The sequence below is a fragment of the Gilliamella sp. LMG 34361 genome, from assembly GCF_984569075.1.
In genome coordinates, this window is sequence record NZ_OZ474903.1 from 2,886,410 (window position 1) to 2,911,990 (window position 25,581).

General features: G+C 33.8%; 22 protein-coding genes. 6 read left to right on the top strand and 16 right to left on the bottom strand.

Features of this window, described 5'->3' with window-relative positions; translation table 11 throughout:
- Positions 1-72: 72 nt before the first annotated feature.
- Entirely contained in the window at positions 73-945 is an 873-nt protein-coding gene (locus AC5LXI_RS13440) for a D-hexose-6-phosphate mutarotase (protein WP_493442796.1), read from the bottom strand.
- A gap of 187 nt (positions 946-1,132) precedes the next feature.
- On the opposite strand from AC5LXI_RS13440, the gene hemW reads away from it, so the two are divergent.
- Positions 1,133-2,266, top strand: coding sequence for a radical SAM family heme chaperone HemW (gene hemW, locus AC5LXI_RS13445; protein WP_493442797.1), 1,134 nt, complete (start codon positions 1,133-1,135; stop codon positions 2,264-2,266).
- A gap of 220 nt (positions 2,267-2,486) precedes the next feature.
- On the opposite strand, the gene AC5LXI_RS13450 is transcribed toward hemW, so the two are convergent.
- A complete protein-coding gene (locus AC5LXI_RS13450; protein WP_493442798.1) occupies positions 2,487-3,452 on the bottom strand; it encodes a sugar kinase in 966 nt (321 codons plus the stop codon).
- 5 nt (positions 3,453-3,457) lie between these two features.
- Complete coding sequence (locus tag AC5LXI_RS13455; protein WP_493442799.1) at positions 3,458-4,273, bottom strand: DeoR/GlpR family DNA-binding transcription regulator; 816 nt, start codon at positions 4,271-4,273, stop codon at positions 3,458-3,460.
- A 327-nt stretch (positions 4,274-4,600) separates the two neighbouring features.
- Between AC5LXI_RS13455 and AC5LXI_RS13460 the strand changes: the two genes are divergently transcribed.
- From AC5LXI_RS13460 to AC5LXI_RS13475, 4 genes are all read left to right on the top strand, one after another.
- Complete coding sequence (locus tag AC5LXI_RS13460) at positions 4,601-5,455, top strand: tagatose bisphosphate family class II aldolase (protein ID WP_493442800.1); 855 nt, start codon at positions 4,601-4,603, stop codon at positions 5,453-5,455.
- 10 nt (positions 5,456-5,465) lie between these two features.
- Positions 5,466-6,386: a 1-phosphofructokinase family hexose kinase gene (locus tag AC5LXI_RS13465; RefSeq protein WP_493442801.1), complete on the top strand. Its 921-nt coding sequence runs from the start codon at positions 5,466-5,468 to the stop codon at positions 6,384-6,386.
- A gap of 19 nt (positions 6,387-6,405) precedes the next feature.
- Positions 6,406-7,815 carry a PTS fructose transporter subunit IIC gene (locus tag AC5LXI_RS13470; RefSeq protein ID WP_493442802.1) on the top strand — a complete coding sequence of 470 codons (1,410 nt, stop codon included), beginning with the start codon at positions 6,406-6,408 and terminating at the stop codon, positions 7,813-7,815.
- 68 nt (positions 7,816-7,883) lie between these two features.
- Positions 7,884-8,321 carry a PTS mannitol transporter subunit IIA gene (locus AC5LXI_RS13475; protein WP_493442803.1) on the top strand — a complete coding sequence of 146 codons (438 nt, stop codon included), beginning with the start codon at positions 7,884-7,886 and terminating at the stop codon, positions 8,319-8,321.
- 642 nt (positions 8,322-8,963) lie between these two features.
- Here the strand turns inward: AC5LXI_RS13475 and ribD are convergent.
- The 13 genes from ribD to rpsU form a co-directional block, all read right to left on the bottom strand.
- Positions 8,964-10,073, bottom strand: coding sequence for a bifunctional diaminohydroxyphosphoribosylaminopyrimidine deaminase/5-amino-6-(5-phosphoribosylamino)uracil reductase RibD (gene ribD, locus AC5LXI_RS13480; protein WP_493442804.1), 1,110 nt, complete (start codon positions 10,071-10,073; stop codon positions 8,964-8,966).
- An 8-nt stretch (positions 10,074-10,081) separates the two neighbouring features.
- Positions 10,082-10,534 (bottom strand): transcriptional regulator NrdR, encoded by a 453-nt coding sequence (gene nrdR, locus AC5LXI_RS13485; protein WP_493442805.1) that lies wholly within the window; start codon positions 10,532-10,534, stop codon positions 10,082-10,084.
- Between the two features lie 149 nt (positions 10,535-10,683).
- Positions 10,684-11,973 (bottom strand): threonine synthase, encoded by a 1,290-nt coding sequence (gene thrC, locus AC5LXI_RS13490; RefSeq protein ID WP_493442806.1) that lies wholly within the window; start codon positions 11,971-11,973, stop codon positions 10,684-10,686.
- A 77-nt stretch (positions 11,974-12,050) separates the two neighbouring features.
- Positions 12,051-12,989, bottom strand: coding sequence for a homoserine kinase (gene thrB, locus AC5LXI_RS13495; RefSeq protein ID WP_493442807.1), 939 nt, complete (start codon positions 12,987-12,989; stop codon positions 12,051-12,053).
- Positions 12,990-15,446: a bifunctional aspartate kinase/homoserine dehydrogenase I gene (gene thrA, locus AC5LXI_RS13500; RefSeq protein WP_493442808.1), complete on the bottom strand. Its 2,457-nt coding sequence runs from the start codon at positions 15,444-15,446 to the stop codon at positions 12,990-12,992. It lies immediately after the preceding gene.
- A 312-nt stretch (positions 15,447-15,758) separates the two neighbouring features.
- Positions 15,759-16,088 carry a hypothetical protein gene (locus tag AC5LXI_RS13505; RefSeq protein WP_493442809.1) on the bottom strand — a complete coding sequence of 110 codons (330 nt, stop codon included), beginning with the start codon at positions 16,086-16,088 and terminating at the stop codon, positions 15,759-15,761.
- 143 nt (positions 16,089-16,231) lie between these two features.
- A complete protein-coding gene (locus AC5LXI_RS13510) occupies positions 16,232-16,984 on the bottom strand; it encodes an SDR family oxidoreductase (RefSeq protein WP_493442810.1) in 753 nt (250 codons plus the stop codon).
- 178 nt (positions 16,985-17,162) lie between these two features.
- Entirely contained in the window at positions 17,163-17,615 is a 453-nt protein-coding gene (gene uspA, locus AC5LXI_RS13515; RefSeq protein WP_493442811.1) for a universal stress protein UspA, read from the bottom strand.
- 64 nt (positions 17,616-17,679) lie between these two features.
- Positions 17,680-19,194, bottom strand: a complete 1,515-nt coding sequence (gene pitA, locus AC5LXI_RS13520; RefSeq protein WP_493442812.1) for an inorganic phosphate transporter PitA — start codon at positions 19,192-19,194, stop codon at positions 17,680-17,682.
- 68 nt (positions 19,195-19,262) lie between these two features.
- The gene (locus AC5LXI_RS13525) at positions 19,263-20,234 is read right to left on the bottom strand and encodes a bile acid:sodium symporter family protein (RefSeq protein WP_493442813.1); all 972 of its coding nucleotides are present in this window, start codon (positions 20,232-20,234) and stop codon (positions 19,263-19,265) included.
- 62 nt (positions 20,235-20,296) lie between these two features.
- A complete protein-coding gene (gene rpoD / locus AC5LXI_RS13530; RefSeq protein ID WP_493442814.1) occupies positions 20,297-22,135 on the bottom strand; it encodes an RNA polymerase sigma factor RpoD in 1,839 nt (612 codons plus the stop codon).
- Positions 22,136-22,216: 81 nt separating this feature from the next.
- Entirely contained in the window at positions 22,217-23,998 is a 1,782-nt protein-coding gene (gene dnaG / locus AC5LXI_RS13535; protein ID WP_493442815.1) for a DNA primase, read from the bottom strand.
- A gap of 115 nt (positions 23,999-24,113) precedes the next feature.
- Complete coding sequence (gene rpsU / locus AC5LXI_RS13540; protein ID WP_024495180.1) at positions 24,114-24,329, bottom strand: 30S ribosomal protein S21; 216 nt, start codon at positions 24,327-24,329, stop codon at positions 24,114-24,116.
- 180 nt (positions 24,330-24,509) lie between these two features.
- Here rpsU and hemB point away from each other — a divergent pair, with 180 nt between their 5' ends.
- Positions 24,510-25,526: a porphobilinogen synthase gene (gene hemB / locus AC5LXI_RS13545; protein ID WP_493442816.1), complete on the top strand. Its 1,017-nt coding sequence runs from the start codon at positions 24,510-24,512 to the stop codon at positions 25,524-25,526.
- The last annotated feature ends 55 nt before the right edge of the window (positions 25,527-25,581 follow it).

Genomic DNA, 25,581 nt, shown 5'->3' on the forward strand with positions numbered 1-25,581 from the left:
CAATCAAATAATCAGCTTAATAAAGATAAAGTCAGATATGGATTGCATTTACAATATCAAAAAAACTAATGATTAAATAACTTCAATCTTAAATCCATAGGCTGATTTTTGTGTTGTTGTTAATTTTAACGGTTTATTAATACGACATGATTCAACACAAACCATAGATTGATATTCTTCATCGGCAAAATCAACCATCGCTTTAGCTTTATCAATCCAAGGATTCCAAGTCACGACATCACTTGCATTAACATTGGTTAATTTGATTGTTCGTTTACCATCGGCGATAGTTATTACGTCATCGGCATTGGTATAAATGCGATCAACTTCTTGATTAAAAGTAAGTTGTCCTTGAACTGTTGGTTTATTTTCAACCGGTAAGCGTTCTTGATAAGAATCACCTAAACCTTTAACAATAACATCATGAATATTATTAATACCCAAATAAGTATGTAGGGCACTGGTTGCCTCAATATCCCCTTGACAAGATAGTGTTACCTCACAGGTTTGTCCAACATGGATAGTTAACCATACATGAAAAGGTTTTGTGAAAAAACGTTCTGTTTGTTGATTATTGGTTAATGATAACGTGAGATCCACACCATTATTATCTTCTTTGCAAGAATCTAATTGCCATTCAACGAGACGCGCAAAACCATGCATTGGATCGCCTAATTTACCAAACCATGGCCAACAAACTGGCACACCGCCTCTAATTGCCACTTCCTTTTTAAAATTAGCTTTTTGACTTAACCAAATCACGGGTGTAGTTTCTGTTGACGGTTGCCAAAATAATAGATGAGCACCTTGTAACGATACTGCAGCTGAACATGTTTTATGTTTAATTACTAATACAGGTAATTCACCAAATGTACTTTGATTGACTGATGAACTCAATGATGCTCCTGAAGCCTGGCTATCTAAAATCTGTTTAACGATACTCATATTTACTCCTAAATATTTAATTTACATGGCGAACATTGCCTATAATTTAATGCTAATTGTACGCGCGTTATTCAAATTATAAAAACGGAATAAAGGCAATAAAAGCTTTTTTTACTAAATTGGAGTAATATAGCCAACTATTTCTTATTAGTACCCATACTTTATTTTAAAATTTGAGGAAAGGCATATGTTTGATTATAAAATCCCGTTGAGTTTATATATACATATGCCATGGTGCGTACAAAAATGTCCATATTGTGATTTTAATTCACATAAAATGAAAAAAACGCCCGATTATTCCGCATATATAGATCATTTAATTAATGATTTAAAACAAGATATTGCGCTTTATAATACTCGCTCTATTCACTCTATTTTTATTGGTGGAGGTACCCCAAGCCTTTTCTCGTCTGAGTTAATTAATAAATTATTAGTCGCTATAAATAAAATCATACCAATAAATCACAATGCAGAAATAACTATTGAAGCTAATCCTAATTCCGTTGATGTAGAAAGATTTAAAGAGTATCAACAAGCAGGAATAAATCGAATATCAATTGGTATACAAAGCTTTCAAGCAGATAAACTTATAAAATTAGGGCGAGTTCATAACCAACAAGAAGCGATAGATGCTGGAAAATTAGCTCATGATTTAAACTTAAAAAGTTTTAATTTAGATTTAATGCATGGCTTACCAGACCAAACCATTGATGATGCATTGAATGATCTAAAACAAGCAATTGCAATCGCACCACCACATTTATCTTGGTATCAATTAACTATTGAGCCTAACACATTGTTTGGTTCTAAACCACCTATTTTGCCTGATGACGATATGCTTTGGGATATTTACCAACAAGGTCATCAATTATTAACTAAATATGGTTACCAGCAATATGAGACATCGGCTTATGCCAAATCCAATTATCAATGCCAACATAATTTGAATTATTGGCGATTCGGTGATTATATTGGTATTGGTTGTGGCGCTCATGGAAAGTTAACCCAAAATGATGGAACTATTATTCGTACGGTAAAAACCAAACATCCTAAAGGCTATCTAGAAGGACGTTATTTAGAACGTTCTTATACTGTTGCAAAAAATGAGTTAGCCTTTGAATTTTTTATGAACAGATTTAGACTATTTGAAGCTACGCCTAAATCTGAATTTGAACAACGAACTTTTTTACCGTTGAAATCCATTGATAAACCAATCTCACTGGCTATCGAAAAAAATTATCTGGTTGAGCATAACCAAAGCTGGCAAATCACAGACCATGGTAAGTTATTTTTAAATTCATTACTTGAAATATTCTTATAACGAAATCATTAATACATATATATTTACTATAAATTAACAAAATAAATACCAATTATTTAATTAAATATATCCATATTTTTACTTACATTTATTCAAAAAGAGAGCATAATATATGGACAATGCATTAATTCATTGTTTTCCTATTCCTTATATTTTCCCAATAACATCGTTATTGGGAGTTTTTTGCAAATTAAAAATAAATCAAGTTTTTCTTATCAAATTAAACCATTGTATGTTGTGATAAAAACTGTTGAATTTCGACAAGTGAAGATGTTCCTTCCATCGGACCTCGTTTTGTTACTGCTAAGGCACCGCTGACATTAGCGAATTTTAGTGCAGTTTCAATGCAATACCCAGCTAACAATAAACTCACAAATGTTGCACTGAAACAATCACCTGCACCGGTTGGATCTACTACATCGACATTAAAACCATCTACATGAATCATTTTAAGACAATTTTTTTCATCCAAACCATAATAATTTGCGCCTTTAGCACCACCTTTTACAACGATATGTTTTATACCATTATTGAGTAAAGTTGACATCGTCTGTTGTTCACTTTCATCATTCTGAGCAAAATAACAAACTTCATTCTCACTAGGTAAAAATATATCGGTATACTCCATAATATAACCAAAGGATTGTTCCATTTCTTGAATATTAAACATCTCTTTGCGTAAATTAGGATCAAACGAGATTGTTCCACCTTTATTTTTGATTATATCTAATGCTTTTCTCATCGCATCAATAGCCCTAAAAGAGTAAAGCGAAGAGCCCATAACGTGCAAATGAGTACAATCTTTCAGCAATTTTTCATCAATATGATTAAAAGATAACAAACCACATGCACTATTGGGAATATTAAAAATAAAATCTCGTTCATTATAGTCTTGATAACTAACAAATGCACTTCCAGTATTGGCTCTACTACGAGAAATAATACCATCAATAATTACACCATCTTGTTTAAGTCGGTTAATACACATTTTTCCAAAGCTATCTTTTCCCACACAACTGAAAAAAACTACACGAAACCCTAATTTAGCTACTTGATCGGCAAATATTGCTGGAGCACCACTCGGATAGGGGCCAATAAATTCACCTGTTTTATCAAAGCGTTGATTATGCTCTTTCGCCAAAAATTCAACAAGTAATTCTCCTAACGTACAAATTTTAAATTCCATCTTAATTATGTCCCCAATAGTTTATGATAAATCATACAATATTTATTCGTCGAAATTTGTTTAAAATTAGAATTTAATAACTGGTGATGGTATTCTGACACTGCCGCTTTAGATAAAATGGTAACATCTATATTTTTTAATTTACCAATACTATGGTTATCTTTATGTAAAGATCGGTCTAATAAAAGACCAATTGTATGTTTAGACTTTTTTAAAATTTGTTGATATATTTCTTTTTGTCCACTATCGTCAATAATTAATTCGTTATCTTCATTAATTGCTGCTAATTCAATAATAAAGTGTGAAATAGAATAATTATTAAGATTAATAGTTTCATTATAGTTTTTGATAATTTTTCCTTCACATAAAAGCCCACCAATTAAGATGACTTCCGAATCTGAAAATTCCTGCATTAATAATGCATTTTTTATGTCATTCATAATAATTCGCAATGATTTTTTTTCATGCAAAAAAGGGATCAGTTTTCGAGTTAAAAAACCATGCCCTAAAAAAATAGTATCACCATCATTAATATAGCTTAAACAGGCTTTTGCCAAATCTATGTAACAATTACCTTTCGTATTACTAAGATTGATAGAGATAGAATTATGAACCAAACCTTCTGGAGAAATATAAATAGCTCCACCAAAGGAACGTTTTAAATATCCCTGTTGCTCAAGATAACTTAAATCTTGCCGGATGGTTACGTGAGAAACTTTTAATAGGTCGGACAATTCATCAACTTTCACTTCTCCATTTTGGCGTACAATTTTTGCGATATCTAGTCGACGTTTTAATAGGGTCGAAGATGCTTTAGCCAATTTTCACTTCCTATGTTACTAATAAAAAATTTGAAACACTTATCATAGAATTTATCATACATATAATCAATAATAATAGTGCCAATCTGCGACTATATGATTTTCATTTATATGTACTTTTATTTGATATTCTAGGTCAATAAAGAACATCTAACAAATAATACTTAATAATGTTTCTAATTTATTAATAAAAAGTCAGTTTTTGTGATCTAATTCACAATATTAATACTAGAATAACTTTCATTTTATAATCATAATTAATAGAAATAATTTTCAATTCGAAAAAACAAAAGTATGTAAGGTTTATTATATTTAAGGAGTAGTTAAATGAGTATTATTTCAAGTAATAACATGTTAAAAAAAGCTCAAAGAGAGCAATATGCGATCCCTGCTTTCAACATCCATAATTTAGAAACAATGCAAGTAGTTGTTGAAACAGTTGCCGAGTATCAATCTCCGGTTATTTTAGCTGGTACACCTGGCACATATAGCTATGCTGGAACAGAAAATATCATTGCAATTGCCAATGAGTTATCAAAAAAACACAATGTTCCATTAGCTATTCATTTAGATCATCATGAAGAGTTCTGTGATATCGCGAATAAAATTAATGCTGGTGTTAGATCAGTAATGATTGATGGTTCCCATTTGCCATTTGATGAAAATATTGCCACAGTAAAACAAGTTGTTAAATATGCTCACAGAAATGATGTTAGTGTTGAAGCAGAGCTCGGACGTCTTGGTGGTGTTGAAGATGATCTTATTGTTGATACTAAAGATGCATTATATACAAATCCACATCAAGCAATTGAATTTGTCAAGAAAACAAATATAGATTCACTAGCTATTGCAATAGGAACAGCGCACGGTCTTTATAAATCAGAACCTAAACTTGACTTTGAACGCTTATCAGAAATTCGTTCAATAGTCGATATCCCTTTAGTTTTGCATGGTGCTTCTGGAGTTCCAGATAAGGATGTACGTGAATGTATAAAACGGGGAATTTGTAAAGTAAATGTTGCAACTGAACTAAAAATCGCTTTTTCTGAAGCATTAAAACAATACCTAATAGAACACCCTGATGCAAATGATCCTAGAAATTATATGAAACCGGCTAAAGCAGCAATGAAAGAGATTGTCAAAAAAATCATTACAACTTGTGGCTGTGCAGGTAAGTTATAAGGGGAATCATATGATTTACACTTTAACACTTAATACCGCAATTGATATGAATATTCATTGCCAAGGGCTAAAACCCAATTTAGTAAATAGAACACTACATACAGAATATAGCCCTAACGGTAAAGCAGTTAATGTTTCAATTGTATTAAATAAATTTGATAAACCTACTTGTGCATTAGGATTTTTTGGTGGTTTTTCGGGAAAATATATTATTGATGAACTAACTAAGATGCAAATTCAAACTATCCCTTGTTTGATCGATGATATTACCAGAATTAATGTTTTTATTAATGATGAACAAAATGAATATAAATTGGTCTCTAAAGGACCTTTTATTCCTGATAACAAAAAAGCTGAAATGCTAACTATTATTGAGTCACTCAACAATAACAGTTATTTAGTTATAAGTGGTAGTTTGCCAAATAACATTGAACCTGATTATTTGGAATTAATTTTAAAAATTTGCATAAGCAAAAATATCAAAATAGTTTTGGATATTAGTCATACTAAATTAAAAGATTTATTGATTTATAAACCTTTACTTATCAAACCTAATAATGAAGAGTTAAAAGATATTTTTGGTTTTACAACTGATACAACAGAGCAAATAATTGCAGCATTAGAAAATGTTCATCAGCAAGGAGCACAAAATATTTTACTAACAATGGGTTCAAAAGGACTTTATTTTTCAAACGGGAAAAATATTTGGTTCTGCAACGCAATAACGATAAAACAAGTTAGTTCAGCTTGCGCAGGGGACGCATCGCTTGCTGCATTTCTCAGTGAATGGCTTCCTTTTCAAAACAATTGTCAATTAGCAATGAAAAAAGCATCAGCAACTGGTGCCAATGTTGCCGAATCAAATGGTTTAGGATTATTAAACAAAGTTAGTACCTATATCAAACAACTTGAAGTGACTCAAATAAAATAAAATTAAATGGAAAATTGTTATGAAAAAAATACTAGCAGTAACAGGTTGTCCTACAGGTATAGCACATACCTATATGGCAGAAGAAGCATTGAAATCAGCAGCTCAAAAAGCTGGGATTGAAATTAAAGTAGAAACCAATGGAGCAAGTGGTGTAGAAAACCTAATTACTGATGCAGATATTGCTGATGCAATTGGTGTGATTATTGCGGCTGATAAAGATGTTAATCCTGATCGTTTTAATGGATTACCGGTTATTGAAGTACCTGTAAAAGATGGTATCCATAAAGCGACTATACTTATTGAAAAAATAAACTCAGGAACAGTACCTATTCGCAAAAAATTAAAAAACAACAGTCACTCATCAGAACTACCAAATCAAAATGAATTAAAAGAATCTGTTGGTCGACAAATATATAAGCATCTTATGAGTGGTGTTTCAAATATGTTACCATTCGTTGTTGCTGGAGGGGTATTAATTGCATTGTCATTTCTATGGGGTATTTATTCCGCAGATCAAAGCAATCCTCAATATAATGAGTTTGCTGCATTACTAATGAAAATTGGTGGCCAAGCTTTCGGTATTATGGTCCCTATTTTTACAGGTTTTTTAGCTTATTCAATAAGTGGGCGACCAGGTATGGTAGCTGGTTTTGTCGGTGGTTTAATTGCTAATATAACTGGTGCCGGTTTTTTAGGTGGTATTATTGCTGGATTTGCTGCTGGTTATTTAATGCTGATTGTTAAAAGACTTTTAGATGGCCTTCCTCGTGCATTTGAAGGACTTAAATCAATTTTCATAATGCCATTAATAGGGGTATTTGTGATTGGTGCAGGCATGTTTTTACTTGGTGGACCGATTGCTGTTGTTAATAATGGCATGAAAGAATGGTTAGCCTCATTGCAATCTGCTAATCCTATTTTATTAGGAATTGTTATTGGTGCAATGTGCTCTTTTGACTTCGGTGGCCCTATCAATAAAGCTGCTTATGTAACAGGTACAATGCTGTTAGGAGAAGGTAATTACTATTTTATGGCTGGTGTTTCCGCTGCCTGTATTGTCCCTCCTTTTGTTATTGCCTTTTCAACTACTATTTTCCGAAGCAAAGCATTTACTGAAGAAGAGCGTGCTGCTGGCATTGTAAATTATATACTTGGTTCAACTCATATAACCGAAGGCGCTATTCCATTTGCTGCCAAAGATCCATTACACGTTATTCCAATTATGATGTTTTCATCAGCTATTGCCTCAGTATTAACTTTTATTAGTCAAATCCAAGTTCCTGCACCTCATGGAGGATTTTTAGTCCTACCTTTAGTCAATAAACCTTTCATGTGGGTTGGTTGTATTTTTATAGGTGCATTAGTCGGAGCAATTTTATTAGGTTTATGTCGTATGCATGAAAAACGAAAATCGACGGTTGAAAAATAAAAAGTCAATTATTAAATATGGCTAATAAATTGATCTTTTGAATATATATGAATTTTTAAGGAAAATAAATGAGCAATATACAATTAAAAGTTGAAGACATATCTATTATAAATGGCTTTTATACTAAACAAGATGCAATAAAAGCGGTATCAGAAAATATGATAAAAGCAGGATTAGTAATGCCCGATTATACTCAATCGATGTTCGATCGTGATCTGCAAATATCAACTTTTCTGGGTAATGGTATAGCAATTCCTCATGGAACTACCGATAAACGTGATAGTGTTATACAAACAGGATTAAAAGTCATCTATTACCCTGATGGAATAAATTGGGATGAAGATAATAATATTGCCTATGTTGTTATTGGTATAGCGGCAAAAAGTAATGAACACTTAGATATTTTGCGCCAATTAACAAGAGCAGTTATTGCTGAAGATACAATAAAGCGAATTCAATCCGTTAAAAAACCAGAAGAACTATTAACAATCCTTCAAGGAAACTAATATTATCATCCCATGAGAAGAAATGATATATGTGAACTCATGGGATTTTTATCTTAGTCTTATTAACGACGGAGCAATTAAATCGGTAAATAAAGTTAGTTTTTAAACTACGCCGAATATTAGGTATTAAAACCTTCCAAACGATTATTGATAATTGTTTTATTATTAATCATTTCAAATGAAACTAAAATGCATCGCCAATTAATACCTAAAACAATTAGCATTCATTCAAAATCATTATAATACTGCATATAATCTTCATAGATATAATTTTTAAACCTATAATTACAAGTGAAATCATCAGTTAGTTTGAATTGGTAACTAATTTTAAAATCAAGGTAACTCGAAATGTGATGTGATTTATCAATTAACAACCTGTAATCCATAACTTTATCAATTGATAACGCTTAAACATGATCTAAAATATAAAAAATAGAATTTGATAATCACGTACTTTTTTTACTTCTTAGATATCAGCATAACTAAAATTTTCGATAGTTTGATATTAATCTAATCTAAAAAAATGTTCAATATTGAGCATAGAACATTTTAATTTTTCAACTGTATCAATTAAATCACTTTTCTATTTCCTGTTTTAATCTTATTTAAAATAGGTTATTAAACTATCGCCAAGATTGAGGTTTACTTTCTTTTTAAAATAATCCTTAAATCATCACCGATCATTTCAACTGATTCAAAACAAAATTGCGGCGCTAATGAGAGTTTTTGTAGATTAGGTAATACACACATATCTTGTGCATTATGGCCCAGCAATTTAGGTGCATAATATAGAATTAATTCATCAACAAGATCCTGTTCAATTAATGCACCAGCTAGCTGGGCTCCCGCTTCAACCCAAATAGAATTAATTTGCTGTTTGGCTAATATGGATAATAATTCTGATAAATTGATGTGATTATTGCTTGATGATACAATCATTAATTTGGTATTTGAGAATGATATTGAAAGGTTTTTCTTTCTAACTAGCCATGTTTCACCTGGTTGGTTAAAAATATTTTCATCACCCATCATTTGATTTTGGTTATCAATTATCACTCGAACTGGTTGACGAACTTCGTCTAAAGGATAAATTGTTTTTATTAAATTAGGTAATTCATTATATCTAACAGTTAAACTGGCATTATCTACATGAACTGTTTTTCTGGTACTTAAAATACAACTTGCTTGAGCTCTAAATTGTTGAACATCTTGTCTAGCAGCAGCCGATGTTATCCATTTACTTTCGCCTGATGCCATGGCTATTTTTCCGTCCAACGAAACTGCCATTTTCAATTGTACAAATGGCATACCTGTCCGCATACGTTTTAAAAAGGCTTGATTGATGGCTTCCGCTTGATTGGCTAATACACCAACACTGACTTCTATGCCAGCATCATTCAATCGTTTTATACCTTGTCCAGCTACATTGGGGTTAGGATCTTGCATAGCAATAACCACACGCTTAATTCCCGATTTAACAAGGGCATCAGCACAAGGAGGAGTTCGTCCATAATGGCTACAGGGTTCAAGTGTTACATAAGCGGTAGCATCCTTAGCTTGATTGCCTGCCATTTTCAATGCATAGACTTCTGCATGTGGTAAACCAGCTTTAATATGAAAGCCTTTACCAATAATGCAATCATTTTTAACAATGATACAACCCACATTAGGATTTGGGGTAGTCGTAAAACGGCCAAGCTTAGCTAGTTCAATAGCTTGCTGCATATAAAATTGATCTTTACCTATAATCATAATTTAGATTACTTTTGCTGCAATTTAGCAATTTCATTACTAAATTGTTCAATGTCGTCAAAGCTGAAATAAACCGATGCAAAACGAATATAGGCGACTTTATCAAGGTTTTTAAGTTCTTCAATAACAAAATCACCAATTAATTTGGTTGGCACTTCTCTTTCTCCAGCTACTCTAAGTTTTGATTTAATTCGAGTAATTGCATCTTCTATTGCATCAAAACTAACAGGGCGTTTTTCTAGAGCTCGCTTTATACCATTGCGAAGTTTATCTTCATTGAAAGGTTCACGAACTTTATTGCTTTTGATAACATTAGGCATAATTAATTCAGCCATTTCAAATGTGGTAAACCGTTCATTACATTCGACACATTGTCGACGACGGCGAACCTGAAAACCTTCACCTACTAAGCGAGAATCAATAACTTTTGTATCATCTGCATTACAAAACGGACAGTGCATAAATATAACCTGATAACGTTTTAACTTATATTACAATAGCCGAAATTAGCCATTTAAACAAGATTTCAGCTAAGTAATATATACTCTAAAAATTTGTAATCAAAATAAATTTTAAAAAACTGTCACCAATCTAGTGACGGCAACCATATTTACCATGTTAATGAGATTAAGAAATCACGCAATTTAGTAAAATTATCCGGCATATAGTGAGAAAGTAATGGCATCTCAGCTCTTTCAGCCAAGGCTGATGGTAATGAAATTGATCGACCAAGGATGTCTTCAACTACTTCTTTAAATTTAGCTGGATGAGCTGTCCCTAAAAATAAACCATACTCTCCTTCTTGCAACTGATCTCGTAATGCCCGATAGGCAATAGCACCATGAGGTTCGGATAAATAACCTTTTTTATCCAATTCCTGAACAGTTTTTACTGAAGTTTCATCTGAAACAGCTGCATGCCCTAATGATTTAAGTATCCAATCTTCCCTCTGATAAATTTCTTCAATCCTTGGCCAGTTGTTTGGTTGACTAACATCCATAGCATTAGATAATGTTGCCACGGTTTTATGCGGTTCCCACTTACCGGTTTCTAAATAACGAGGAACAGTATCATTAGCATTTGTCGCAGCAATAAAACGTTTGATAGGTAGTCCCATGGTTTTTGCTAGTAAACCAGCAGTTAAATCACCAAAATTACCACTTGGTACGGAAATAACTAATTGTTCACGTTGTTTGGCGGTAAGCTGCGCGTAAGCCTCAAAATAATAGCAGATCTGCGCCAAAAGCCGACTGATATTGATAGAATTAGCTGAATTTAAACCAATAGTAGTTTTTAGTTCTTCATCATCAAACGCTTTTTTAACTAAAGCTTGGCAGGCATCAAAATCACTTTGAATAGCGATGGTGTGAATGTTATCACCTAACGTACAAAAGAGCTTCTCTTGTAATGGGCTAATTTTACCTTCTGGATATAAAATCACGACACGAATATTTGGTAAGTGATAAAATGCATGGGCAACAGCAGCACCAGTATCTCCCGAAGTTGCAGTCAAAATGGTGATTTTTTTATCGGCAGCAACTTGGACTAAAGCTTGTGCCATAAAGCGTCCACCAAAATCTTTAAATGCTAATGTCGGACCATGATAAAGTTCTAATGATCCAATATCATCTTCTACCGATTTAACGGGGGCAGGAAATTGGAAAGCATTTTGCACTAATCGATGCATATCATTATCGTTAATTTCATTGCCAATAAAAGCGGATAAGATTTTGGCACTTCGTGTAATAAAGTCCATTTTTAATAATGCTTCTATTTCTTGCGCAGAAAATTTTGGTAATTGTTCTGGGAAAAACAAGCCTTGTCCTCTCCCTAATCCTTGTTGTACCGCCTGCGCAAAACTAACCTGCTCGGAATGATCTTTTAAGTTATACAGTTTCATAATGTTTTCCAATAATTTTATACTTTAATTGTTTTCTTTTTGATTTAATCTTATTGTTTTATTTAATAACAATTAACTTAAATCTCTCTTGCACCTTGTGGATCTATTTTACAAATGTTCGTAAAACCATCTTCATTTTGTAAATAAGAACTTTTCAACAATGACTCTATCTGTTTTGCAGTTTCAAGATTATCTGCTACCACAAACATTGTCGGTCCTGAGCCAGATATACCAGAGGCTAATGCGCCAAGTTGTTTTACCTTTTTTTGTGTTGCATCGAAATTAGGTAGCAACTGTTTACGATAAGGCTCGGCGATATTATCAATCAACATTGCCGCAGCAAGTTTGGGTTGTTTGCTATAACAAGCATGTAAAAAACCACCTACATAACGACCATGCGCAACACAATCTGCTTTTTGATATTGAGCTGGTAATATTGCTCGAGCTTCAGCAGTAGAAACTTTAATACCTGGATAAGCCATTACCCAATACCAATCGTCAAAATGCGGTATCGACTCACTTATCACCCCCATTTCATCAAGAATGAGTTGCATTCCACCTAAGTAACAAGGAGCGACATTATCATAATGCACACTACCGGAAATTCGGCCTTCCAGTTCCCCCATCATGGAAAGCATTTCATATTGATTAAATGGTTCATCAAAAAATTTATTTAATGCCACAAAAGCACCAACGACGGAACAAGCACTTGAACCTAATCCAGAACCAATTGGCATGTTTTTTTCAAGCGTTATGTTAACCGGTAATGTTTTACCCATAGCCTTACAAAAACGTTGCCAACATTGATACACAATATTGTATTTTGGGTCTTTCGGTAGTTTTTTAACAAATTGACCTCTGCTTGTAAGGCGAAACTCAGTTGCAGACTCAATGGTTATGCAGTCACCTAACATCGCACCACTAATTGGATTGATTGCTGCACCTAAAATATCAAAGCCAACGCTAATATTTGCCATTGATGCAGGTGCATAAATAGTTAATGATTTATGACTCATTTAGCCTCCAATTTTTCCAGATGTGGTTCGTAAAATATCAGCAAACACACCAGCTGCAGTAACATCATTACCAGCACCATAACCACGTAATACTAATGGAATTGGTTGATAATACCTAGTATAAAATGCTAAGGCATTTTCACCATTTTTAACTTTATAAAGTGGATCATCAGTATCAACGGCTTCTATTTTGACGCTACATTGATTTCCATCAATGCTACCGACATAACGCAGAACTTTTCCTTGTTTAGCTGCTTTTTCTGATTTTTCTTTAAATTGCAAATCCAATTGTGGCAATTTTGCCATAAACTCATCAATAGAGCCTTGAGAATATTCTGCAGGTAGCACTGATTCAACTTTAATTTGATCAAGTTCAAGTTGTAATCCAGCCTCCCTTGCTAAGATTAATAGTTTTCTAGCTACGTCGGTACCTGATAAGTCATCACGAGGGTCAGGCTCAGTAAACCCCTTTTCTTTGGCCAACTTCGTTGCTTCTGATAATGACATACCTTCATCTAACTTACCAAAAATAAAAGATAATGAACCCGATAAAATACCTGAAAACTTAATTAATTCGTCACCGGCATTAAGCAAATTTTGTAAATTCTCAATTACCGGCAGCCCAGCACCAACGTTAGTATCATATTGGAATTTACGCTTGCTATTTGCTGCCTCTTGGCGTAAACGAAGGTAATAAGCCATTGAACTAGTATTGGCTTTCTTATTCGGTGTTACAACATGAAAACCATTAGCAAGAAAATCAACATATTTATCTGATACCTCACTACTTGAAGTACAGTCGACTAAAATTGGATTGAGGAGCCGGTTATTTTTAGCAAATTCAATAATACTATTTAACGTATAATTGGTTTCACTTTGTTTTATTTGATTACGCCAATTATCTAAATTGATACCATCACGATTAAGTACAGAGTGCTTGGAATTAAATAAACCACAAACACGCAGATCAATTTGTTTATTTTTAAGCCATTTTTGTTGACGACCGATTTGATCCACCAATGCACCACCAACACCACCAACACCAATAACAAACACATCTAACATTTTGTCAGTACCAAATAACATTTGGTGAGTCACACGCACACCCATTACAGCAACATCATTATCAACTACAACAGAGATTGAGCGCTCTGATGAACCTTGCGCAATTGCCACAATGTTAATATTGGCTCGAGCTAATGCTGTAAAGAAATTAGCCGATAAGCCACGTAATGTACGCATACCATCACCAACCACTGAGATAATTGCCAATTTTTCGATCACTTCAATTGGTTCAAGTAAACCATCTTTTAATTCTAAATAAAATTCTTCACTTAATGCCTCTTCAGCCCGATAAAGTTCGGTTTGAGGCACACAAAAACTAATACTATATTCAGACGACGATTGCGTTATAAGTACCACAGAAATACCGGCATAAGACATAGCTGAAAAAACCCGAGCTGACATACCAACCATGCCTTTTAATCCTGGACCAGATACATTAATCATAGCCATATTATTTAGGTTAGTGATACCTTTTACAGGTGTTGAACTATCAATAACATTAGCACCAATTAAAGTACCTGGTGCATCTGGATTATTAGTATTTTTTATTAAGCATGGAATTTGGAATTGAGCTATAGGTAAAATTGTTCTTGGATGAAGTACCTTAGCACCAAAATAAGAGAGTTCCATTGCTTCTTGATAAGACATCGTTTTTAATAATTTGGCATCTGGAACAATCCGAGGATCACACGTATAAACCCCATCCACATCAGTCCAAATTTCGCAGCTATTGGCGCGTAAACACGCGGCTAATACTGAAGCAGAATAATCAGAACCATTACGTCCTAAAACAACTAATTCCCCCTTTTCGTTACCTGCGGTAAAACCTGGCATCAAAATCATATTTTCTGGAGGAATACGCATTTCACTGATTCGATGAGATGATTCGATGATATCAACTGTTGATTCTAAATAATCCCCAGTAGCAATTAACATTGCTACTGGATTAATAACAGTGACAGCATGACCTTTTGCCTTCAACAATTCTTGCATAATTGCAATCGAAAGTTTTTCCCCTCGGCAAATGATTGTGGCATTAATACTATCAGGACATTGACCTAATAGTCGAATACCTTCTAACAATTGTTTGACATTATTTAACTCGTTTAGAGCAAACTTTTTCATTTCTTCATAGGCAAAATTAGGTAACGCTTTTGCAATACCAGCTAATAAATCTGCAAAGATTTTTTCAGCATCGTAGATATTGGTTTGGATATCTTGCTTTGCAACGGTTTTTTCAACCATTGCAACTAAATGGTTAGTAATTTTAGCTGGTGCAGATAAAACTGTTGCCGTTTGTTCTTGTTTAGCATTATTTTCAATAATCTCTGCTACACGCAAAAACCGTTCTGCGTTGGCAACTGATGTTCCTCCAAATTTTAAAACTTTCATATCTCACCTTATTTAATTTCCTAATTTATGCCAATGATAATTCAAAATATAATTTTAAGAAAAACTCATAAAATCAATATTTTGAAATCTATTTACTTTAATTTTATAACTTTTTTATTTTACAAAGTAAAAAACCCGCCTTTTGGGGCGGGTTTTTTGATATTTTTTAAGGAAAAATCAACCCGCCCTATAATTAATAATAGTGCCGGTGGTACCAATAATGCCTAAAATCATCATTACAATATTCATTATTTTTCCTAAAATAAACTCTAAATAAAACAGCCCGACATTTTCATGTCAGGCTGTAAATAACTAAAATACCTTTTTGCTGTTTTCGTATTCATTCACTACTTTATTTAATGCGTTATAGATACTTTCGGCATCTTGTTTTTTTAAAGCCTCATCAAGTATATTGAGATACGATAACATTAAGTTCTGATTGTCCTCAGCAAATTGTGGTGAAACTTCCTGATCTTCATATAACATGACATAAGTGCGTGCAAATCCAAATATCAAAAAGTAAACGGATGCGTTACTTGGATCTTCTTGGATTAATGTCCTCATAGCCTTACGTAATTTTACGTACGAATCGGTACCAGGCAAGCTTGTCGCAAATGTTTTTGTTACTTCAGAAAATGTCATTGCTAAAACCTCAATCAAAATCACAAGTAAAAAGAATAGCAATCCATTAACATAAGTGCAAGTCTATTTTGTTTATCAATTCTATTTTTTTATTATTTTTTGTTTAACGCATCGATATCATTCAATGCCTATTTAATTTTACCTTAAATTCCTTTGCAAACTGATAAGCCTGCCGGAGCTTGTGCCACTGGCATAATTTCGATTGAATTGACATTAAAATGATTTGGTGTATTCACTAACCATGACACAGTATTGGCAATATCTTCTGGAGTGATAAAATCCACATCTTTATACACTGCAGCTGCTTGTTCAGCATTACCATGGAATCGCACATTTGAAAATTCGGTTCCTCCACACAATCCTGGTTCAATATTCGTTACTCTAATTTTTTTGCCTAATAAATCTGTTCTGAGGTTAGCGCTAAATTGTTTAACGAATGCTTTTGAAGCACCATAAACATTTCCACCTTTGTAAGGATAAGTGCCCGCGACAGATCCAAGATTAATGATGTAGCCACTATTACGTTCAACCATTCCCGGTAAAATTTGATGGGTTAAATGAACTAACCCGATGACATTAGTTTCAATCATTGTTTGCCAATCATTGTAGTCAGCTTCATATGCTGGCTCTAAACCTAAAGCTAATCCGGCATTGTTAATTAATATATTAATAGGCTGAAATTCTTTAGGTAGTTGTAATAAAATTGTTTCAACAGAGTCTTTTTTACTAACATCTAGAGTTAAGGGTAAAAAGTTAGCCCCTAACTCTTGTGCCAGTTTTTGTAATTTATCAAGTCGTCTTGCTGCACCAATTACTTTATAACCATCTGCAATAAGTTTTCGACAAATAGCTTGTCCAAATCCAGATGAAGCGCCGGTAACCAAAACAATATTCATATTTAATCTCCTTTTATAATCATGATAGTTATATGAGTATACCTTTGTGATATGGAAAGAAAACAACCATAAGTGAAGAGGCAAAATAATTTCAATTAGCTTGATAGCCTAAATATTGGTAAATTTTTTTGCATAACCCAGAAAAAACCCGCTAAGAAGCGGGTTCATAACGTATATTTCATTTAGATGGTTCTTCGGTTGGCTCATCATCTTTTAAAGGGACAATCAACGTATCAATATGGGTATTGTTGATTAATTGACGAGCCGAAGACATTAATTTACTCCAAAAATCTTGGTGATGGCCACATACAACCAAATCCGCACTATATTCGTGAATAGCTTCAATTAATACTTGTCCAAATTCACCATTACCAGAAAGAGTATGTGCAATTGGATAACCTGCATCAGTTGCTAATTTATTCAATGCAATATGGGCATCTTCAGTGATTCGATCTTTCATATCATTCATATTAATATCAACTAAACCGGTATAAAGGTCAGAATAGTTTATACCCACATGAATGAGTGATATTTGAGCATTATATGGTCTAGCCATAGAGACTGCTTTTTCAACTAGAACTTCACTTTCAGGTGTTAAATCCACTGCGACTAAAATATGTTTATAAGCCATAATATTCACTCCTTCCTATTTTGACGCTCTAATCAAATTAAAATTTTATACTTCCTTTTTACTACTAAATTAATTTTTGAGCAAGCCAAAAAAGCAACCCAGATAACAAAATTGAAATCGGCAAAGTAAGAATCCAAGTTAACGCGATGTTTTTAATGGTTTTACTTTGTACGCCTCCACCATCGACAATCATTGTACCTGCAACCGATGAAGAGAGAACTTGAGTTGTCGATACTGGCATTCCAGTATAACTTGCTATACCAATTGATAATGCCGTAGTTATTTGCGCCGAAACACCTTGTGCATAAGTCATCCCTTTTTTACCAATTTTTTCACCGATAGTAACGGCTACTCGTCGCCAACCTATCATAGTACCAACAGCAAGTGCCGAAGCTACGCCGATAATTATCCAAATTGGTGCATATTCAACTGTTTTTAATAAATCATTATTTAATGATTTTAAATACTGCTTATCTTTATTAGATATATTGGGTTGTTTAGCTACATGCGATACGGTATCGGACAAACATAATAAAATACGTCTAGCTTGTGAACGTTGGTCTACGTTAAGCGAGTCATAATCATTGATTTTGTTAAATAGATTGTTAGCAATACCCAAGGTGATAAACGATTTTGAATAATCACAATGATATTTATTTAAATCATTTTCTGGGATTGCAGTATCTACCGCTGATTGTTTACCAATTACTGAATTAAGATCTTCATTATGAGAGATAAAGTACTCTTCAATATTATGAATCGCATTTCTGGTATTAGTAATCTCATAGGTTGATGCTCCCATGTTAACAATAAAGCCAGCCGGTGCAATCCCCATTAAGACTAGCATCAATAAACCAATCCCTTTTTGCCCATCATTTGCTCCGTGCGAAAAACTTACACCGGCAGCTGAAATAATGAGCATTATACGAATCCAAAATGGCGGTTTCTTTTTACCATATAGCTTTTCACGCTGTTCAGGTGTCATAAAAATTCTCTCTCTTTTTTTACTACGTTTTTTACTTTGTCCTTTACGAGTCCAATATTTTCGTAATAAAAAAATCATTAAGCCAGCAATAACAAGACCAACAATAGGTGAAATGATTAATGATAGAAAGATTTGTATCATTTTAGGAATATTAAGTGCATCAATGATAGATGTATCCATAATAAATGCATTAGCTAATGCAACACCAATAATGGCACCAATCAGCGTGTGCGAACTAGAAGCAGGGATACCTACATACCAAGTACCCAAATTCCAAATAATAGCGGCAAATAGAATCGAAAATACCATTGCCAATCCATGAGCTGAACTTACATTAAGTAATAAATCAGTAGGTAAAAGATGAACAATTGCATAAGCAACACTAAGTCCACCAAGCAATACCCCAAAAAAGTTGAACATACCGGCCATAAAAACAGCGAGCTGTTCCTTTAATGCTCGAGTATATATTACTGTCGCAACAGCATTGGCGGTGTCATGAAATCCATTAATTGCTTCATAAAAAAGAACAAAAAATAGCGCTAAAACTAATAATATAATCGTAGAAAAGTCTAAATCAGCAAATAGATGAAACATAATATATCTTTCTGTTGTTAATAGCCGCTCTATTATCCTTGAGAATAACCTAATGAGCAAAACAATTTTTACATTTTTCGTTTCGCGTAATGAGAAGCTAAAACAGCACAGATCATTAATTGTACTTGGTGAAAAATCATTAACGGCAAAATTATTATTCCGGTTATAGATATAGGAAAGATTACACTCGCCATTGGAATACCACTGGCTAAACTTTTTTTAGAACCACAAAATACAATAGTAATTTCGTCTTCTTTATTAAAACCCAATAATCGTGAACTATAAGTAGTAATTAATAACACAATAGTTAATAAAATTATTGAGTAAAAAATGATTTCTAAAAGAGATAAAAAGCTAACTTTAGACCAAATACCATTAACCACTGCATCACTAAAAGCAACATAAACAACTAATAATATTGATATACGATCGGTTTTTGAAATCACACTTTTATACTTATCAACCCATTTGCCGATAAAACGCCTTGATAAATGACCGATAATAAACGGCAACATCAGTTTAAGCATGATAGATTCAATAGCATCTACGATATTCATTGAAGAAGCAGCTTGAGTATGCATTAGTAATCCAACTAATACCGGTGTGATGAAGACACCTAATAGCGTAGAGGCAGAAGCACTACAGATAGCAGCGGCGACATTACCCTTTGCAATTGATGTAAAAGCAATCGCAGACTGGACGGTGGCCGGTAAAACACAAAGATAAACAAAGCCTAAATAAAACTCTTCTGATAAGAAAGTTGGGACAAGTACTTGCATCATTACCCCTAAAATAGGGAATACTAAGAAGGTAATAATGAATATTAATAAATGCAGCCGCCAATTTTTTATGCCAACAATTATCGCATCAAATGACAGTTTTGCACCATGCATAAAAAACAATAGACCAATAGCAAAAGTAGTAAGATTTTCAAAAATAACCTTTGCTTCACCTTTACATGGAAAAATACTTGCCGTAGTCACAATACCAATCAAAATCAGCAAGAATGAATCAATTTTAAAGCGTTGAAGTATATTCATGATATCAGTTTGATTAATTAAAAAAATCGCCACAAAAGTGGCGATGTATAAGAAATAATAGTTTATTCTAAGAAGCTTCGAAGGACATCAGATCGGCTAGGATGACGTAATTTACGTAGTGCTTTCGCCTCAATTTGACGAATACGTTCACGCGTTACATCAAATTGTTTACCGACTTCTTCAAGCGTATGGTCTGTATTCATATCAATACCAAATCGCATACGTAAGACTTTTGCTTCACGTGGTGTTAAACCTGATAAAATATCACGTGTTGCACTACGCAAACTTTCAGATGTAGCAGCATCTAATGGTTGCTCAAGTGCAGTATCCTCAATAAAATCACCCAAATGTGAATCTTCATCATCACCAACTGGTGTTTCCATTGAAATTGGTTCTTTTGCTATTTTTAACACTTTACGAATTTTCTCTTCTGGCATTTGCATGCGTTCAGACAACTCTTCTGGCGTAGGCTCACGACCAATTTCTTGTAACATTTGACGAGAAATACGATTTAGCTTATTTATTGTTTCAATCATATGCACTGGGATACGAATTGTTCTTGCTTGGTCAGCAATTGAACGAGTGATAGCTTGTCTAATCCACCAAGTTGCATAAGTCGAGAATTTATATCCTCGGCGATATTCAAACTTATCAACAGCTTTCATCAATCCAATATTACCTTCTTGAATAAGGTCTAGGAATTGTAAACCACGGTTGGTATATTTTTTAGCAATTGAAATCACTAAACGTAAGTTTGCTTCAACCATCTCTTTTTTAGCGCGTCGCGCCTTAGCTTCACCAATAGACATTCTTCTATTAATATCTTTGATTTGCTCAATAGAGAGATTCGTTTCTGTTTCAATTTTTTGTAAAGCAATAATTTGCTCTTCAATTGACGATTCAAACTCTTTTAATTTAGCGGCAAACACACTTTTACTAGTACTGGCTTTTTTAAACCAGTCCATATTGTTTTCATTGCCGGTAAAATGCGTCATAAACTGCTTTTTCGGCATTTTACATTGCTCAACACAGATTCGCATAATAACACGTTCATGTGATCTTACTCGATCCATCATGCTTCTCATATTATTAACGAGAATATCAAACTGTTTGCCAACTAACCGAAATTGTTTGAAAACTTCAGATAAATTTTCAATTTCTTGCTGTGCTTTTTTATGAGCACGGCCATATTTTTTGATTGCAGCAGAAGTTTTGTTATGTTGCTCTTGCAGTTCAGCAAATTTCGCTTTTGCAACTTCCGGATCGATAGAAGCATCATCATCAGCTGAAGAATCACTTTCTTCTTCACTTTCATCATCACTATCGTCAATGTCAATCTCTTCTTCACCGTCTTCCAGCTCTTCAGGAAGTTCTTCTTCTGATTCTTCAGCATTAGGATCAACAAAACCAGTGATAAGATCGGATAAGCGAACTTCTCCACTTTCAATTAAATTATATTGTTCTAAAAGGTAAGTAATGGCTTCTGGATATTCAGATACTGAGGTTTGAACTTGATTAATTCCATCTTCAATACGTTTTGCGATATCAATTTCGCCTTCACGGGTCAATAGTTCAACCGCCCCCATTTCACGCATATACATACGTACCGGGTCAGTAGTTCGGCCTATCTCTGATTCGACATTGGATAAAACTAATGCTGTCGCTGCTTCAACTGCCTCTTCATCTGGAACATTATCTGAAAGTAATAATTCATCTGAGTCTGGGGCTTCTTCAAGCACTTGAATCCCCATATCATTGATCATTTGGATAATATCTTCAATTTGATCTGAATCAATAATTTCTTCAGGCAAGTGATCATTGACGTCAGCATAGGTCAGGTATCCCAGCTCCTTACCCCGTATAATTAGGAGTTTTAACTGTGATTGAGAATTTTGCTCCATAAAGTATCACCATTTAGTTATTCGGTCATGTATATTATATGTGCAGAATAAAAAATAGTTTTCTGCACATACCCTGTATATTTAGTCTTTTTTTGATAAAACAAGTATCAATGTCGCTAATTCTTTTTTCTCTGCGGTACTTAATCCGGAGACTCTCTCTTTTGCGATCAGTTCATCTTGCCTTTGGGCGAGTATATTATCATATAACTCTTTTAAAGTATTAGAAAAAATTGATTCTATTTCATCATCTTGGTAATGGTACTCCCATGTAGCTAAACGACTTAACTGTTTATAAAATGGTCGACTGGTACACTCTGTTAATATCTGTGCTGTAGTTATATTTGGGTATTGTTGACATAATTCAAGTAGCTCAATAAATATATCTATGCCAGCTAAATTAACTTGTCGCATAACATTAATATCTGCAACCATTTTAACCATATTCGGATATTGCAGTAATAAACCAATCAAAATCCGCATAGTCGTTAATTTCATCTGCGGTGCAGACACGGCTTCAATAGGTTTATTTTCACCTTTATTTTGATTAGCGGCAATGAGTTGTTCTATTTGTGATATATCAAGTAGGCCTAAATAACGACCTAATTTCTGAAGTAAATTAAGTCTGAATGCTTTTGCTTTGACTTGCTCAAGCAAAGGTATGGCAAGTGAACTCAGTTTAGCTTTACCTTCAGCAGTTTTTAGATCAACTTGTTTTAATAATTCATCAAATAAAAATTCAGATAAATTAGGAGAATTTTTTACATAATCTTCAAAACCGTCTTTACCAACTTTACGCACAAAACTGTCAGGATCTTCATCTTGTGGTAAAAAAGCGAAAGTAATTTCTTTACCATCAATCAAACAAGGTAGTAATACGTTAAGTGCTCGCCAAGCTGCGCTTCGCCCTGCATTATCACCATCATAACAAAATATGACAGAATCAGTTGCTCTAAATAATAATTTGATATGTTCTTCAGAGGTTGATGTACCTAATGCAGCAACCGCATAATCAACTCCGTATTGAGCAAGTGATACGACATCCATATATCCTTCAACCACAATCAGCTGTTCTGGATTTCGATTAACCTCTTGCGCTTCATAAAGACCATACAATTGGAAACCTTTATGAAAAATAGGCGTTTCTGGTGAATTAATATATTTGGCTGAATCATTGATAATCGTTCTACCACCAAAAGCAATGACATTACCTTGCCTATCGCGAATTGGAAACATTATACGACCACGGAAACGATCATATTGATTACCACTATCATTGGTAACTAACATACCAGCTTGATTATATAATTTTGTTTCAGCTTTAGTTTTTACTACATTTTGTGAAGTTAAACGCCATTCATTAGGGGCATAACCTATTTTATATCTAGTTATAATTTCTTGATTTAAACCACGTTGCTCAAGATACATATGAGCATCTTTTGAAGTTGATAATGCTAATTGCTGTTGGTAGAAATCGGTGATTTTTGCCATCAAGGAGTAGAGATCACGACGCAAATTACGCGATTCAATTTGCTTTGATTGATCAGCTTGATTGCTATCACTTTCCGTGTAAGGAACACGAATGCCTTGCATACTAGCAATTTCTTCAATGGCTTCAGGAAACGTTAGTCGTTCATACTGCATTAAAAAATTTACAGCAGAACCTGATGCACCACATCCAAAGCAGTAGTAAATTTGTTTTTTTTCATTTAATGAAAAAGAAGCGGTTTTTTCATCATGAAAAGGACAACAACCAAAATAATTATTTCCCTTTTTTTTCATTTTAACGCGCTTACCTATTACATCAAGAATATTTGTGCGGGCAAGCAAATCCAAAATAAAATCGCGAGGAATAAGACCTTTCATGATAAAATTCAACCATTTACGGAATTACACAAAGACAACAAGCCGTAGTCATAATACGGCTTGTTAAAATTTTCATATTAAAAATATAAATAAATTTAAATTTTCAGTATAAATATTAATATAGACGAGTGCGACGGGCGTTTTCTCTTTCTAATTTCTTAGCGTGGCGTTTAACAGCAGCTGCTTTTGCGCGTTTACGAATAGTTGTTGGTTTTTCGTAAAATTCACGGTTACGAACTTCAGCTAATATTCCTGCTTTTTCGCAAGAACGTTTAAAACGACGTAACGCTACATCAAAAGGTTCATTTTCACGTACTTTAATTACTGGCATGTGCCTCTCACCTCAAATTTGGTTAATATCACAAGGGACTAAAATTAGTGCGCAATTTTACCTCTAATTTATATAAGTTGTAAAGTAAAATATCGTATAATTACCACATAACAAATTATTTGATAATCCTGCTTTTGAGTCAGATAATAAAACCGTTTAATCAATAATATAGGTGTTTTTATGTCATCAAACTTTACTGGCCAATACCCTCAACGACGATTACGTCGTAATCGTGCTCATGATTTTAGTCGTCGCCTTGTTGCAGAAAATCATTTAACAGTTGATGATTTGATTTATCCTGTATTTATCGTTGAAGGTAAAAATATTATTCAATCAGTAACATCAATGCCAAATGTTAAAAGAATGAGTATTGATCTATTAGTGCAAGAAGCCGAACAAGTTGCCAAATTAGGCATCCCTGTACTCTCTTTGTTTCCTGCTATTGAACCTTCTCAGAAATCACTATTAGCGCAAGAAGCTTATAACGAACAAGGTTTAGTTCCTAAAGCAATTAGAGCATTAAAAAAAGAAATACCAGAACTTGGAATTTTAACTGATGTTGCTCTCGATCCTTATACGACACACGGTCAAGATGGTATTATTGATGGTAACGGTTATGTTCTTAATGATATATCTGTCGAAGCTTTAATAAAACAAGCGTTAGTACAAGTAGATGCAGGATCAGATATTATTGCGCCAAGCGATATGATGGATGGTCGAATTGGCGCCATTCGTAATGCTTTAGAGAAACATTATTTTGTTAATACTCAGATAATGGCTTATTCAGCCAAATATGCATCGAGCTTTTATGGTCCTTTCCGTGATGCTGTTGGTTCTGCGAAAAATATTAAAGGTGGCAATAAAAAAACGTATCAACTCGATCCGGCTAACGCTAATGAAGCATTACAAGAAATTTACCAAGATTTAAGTGAAGGCGCTGACATGGTAATGGTTAAACCCGGTTTACCTTATCTGGATATTGTGCGTAAAGTAAAAGATACTTTTGCAGTACCAACCTTTGCCTATCAAGTATCTGGCGAATATGCAATGTTGATGGCCGCAATCGAAAACGGTTGGTTGGATGAAAAATCGGTCATCATGGAATCATTACTTTGCTTTAAACGAGCTGGGGCAGATGGTGTTTTAACTTATTTTGCCAAACAAGTGGCACAATGGATCAATAGCCGGGAGCGATAAAAGTTTTAACTCAACTAGCTTCAATGAACAACTTATAACTAAACTCAAGTTATTT

Coding starts and splice junctions, on each gene's coding strand:
- AC5LXI_RS13440 (WP_493442796.1), bottom strand. CDS start 945: ATGAGTATCGTTAAACAGATTTTAGATAGCCAGGCTTCAGGAGCATCA.
- hemW (WP_493442797.1), top strand. CDS start 1,133: ATGTTTGATTATAAAATCCCGTTGAGTTTATATATACATATGCCATGG.
- AC5LXI_RS13450 (WP_493442798.1), bottom strand. CDS start 3,452: ATGGAATTTAAAATTTGTACGTTAGGAGAATTACTTGTTGAATTTTTG.
- AC5LXI_RS13460 (WP_493442800.1), top strand. CDS start 4,601: ATGAGTATTATTTCAAGTAATAACATGTTAAAAAAAGCTCAAAGAGAG.
- AC5LXI_RS13465 (WP_493442801.1), top strand. CDS start 5,466: ATGATTTACACTTTAACACTTAATACCGCAATTGATATGAATATTCAT.
- AC5LXI_RS13470 (WP_493442802.1), top strand. CDS start 6,406: ATGAAAAAAATACTAGCAGTAACAGGTTGTCCTACAGGTATAGCACAT.
- AC5LXI_RS13475 (WP_493442803.1), top strand. CDS start 7,884: ATGAGCAATATACAATTAAAAGTTGAAGACATATCTATTATAAATGGC.
- ribD (WP_493442804.1), bottom strand. CDS start 10,073: ATGATTATAGGTAAAGATCAATTTTATATGCAGCAAGCTATTGAACTA.
- nrdR (WP_493442805.1), bottom strand. CDS start 10,534: ATGCACTGTCCGTTTTGTAATGCAGATGATACAAAAGTTATTGATTCT.
- thrC (WP_493442806.1), bottom strand. CDS start 11,973: ATGAAACTGTATAACTTAAAAGATCATTCCGAGCAGGTTAGTTTTGCG.
- thrB (WP_493442807.1), bottom strand. CDS start 12,989: ATGAGTCATAAATCATTAACTATTTATGCACCTGCATCAATGGCAAAT.
- thrA (WP_493442808.1), bottom strand. CDS start 15,446: ATGAAAGTTTTAAAATTTGGAGGAACATCAGTTGCCAACGCAGAACGG.
- AC5LXI_RS13505 (WP_493442809.1), bottom strand. CDS start 16,088: ATGACATTTTCTGAAGTAACAAAAACATTTGCGACAAGCTTGCCTGGT.
- AC5LXI_RS13510 (WP_493442810.1), bottom strand. CDS start 16,984: ATGAATATTGTTTTGGTTACCGGCGCTTCATCTGGATTTGGACAAGCT.
- uspA (WP_493442811.1), bottom strand. CDS start 17,615: ATGGCTTATAAACATATTTTAGTCGCAGTGGATTTAACACCTGAAAGT.
- pitA (WP_493442812.1), bottom strand. CDS start 19,194: ATGTTTCATCTATTTGCTGATTTAGACTTTTCTACGATTATATTATTA.
- AC5LXI_RS13525 (WP_493442813.1), bottom strand. CDS start 20,234: ATGAATATACTTCAACGCTTTAAAATTGATTCATTCTTGCTGATTTTG.
- rpoD (WP_493442814.1), bottom strand. CDS start 22,135: ATGGAGCAAAATTCTCAATCACAGTTAAAACTCCTAATTATACGGGGT.
- dnaG (WP_493442815.1), bottom strand. CDS start 23,998: ATGAAAGGTCTTATTCCTCGCGATTTTATTTTGGATTTGCTTGCCCGC.
- rpsU (WP_024495180.1), bottom strand. CDS start 24,329: ATGCCAGTAATTAAAGTACGTGAAAATGAACCTTTTGATGTAGCGTTA.
- hemB (WP_493442816.1), top strand. CDS start 24,510: ATGTCATCAAACTTTACTGGCCAATACCCTCAACGACGATTACGTCGT.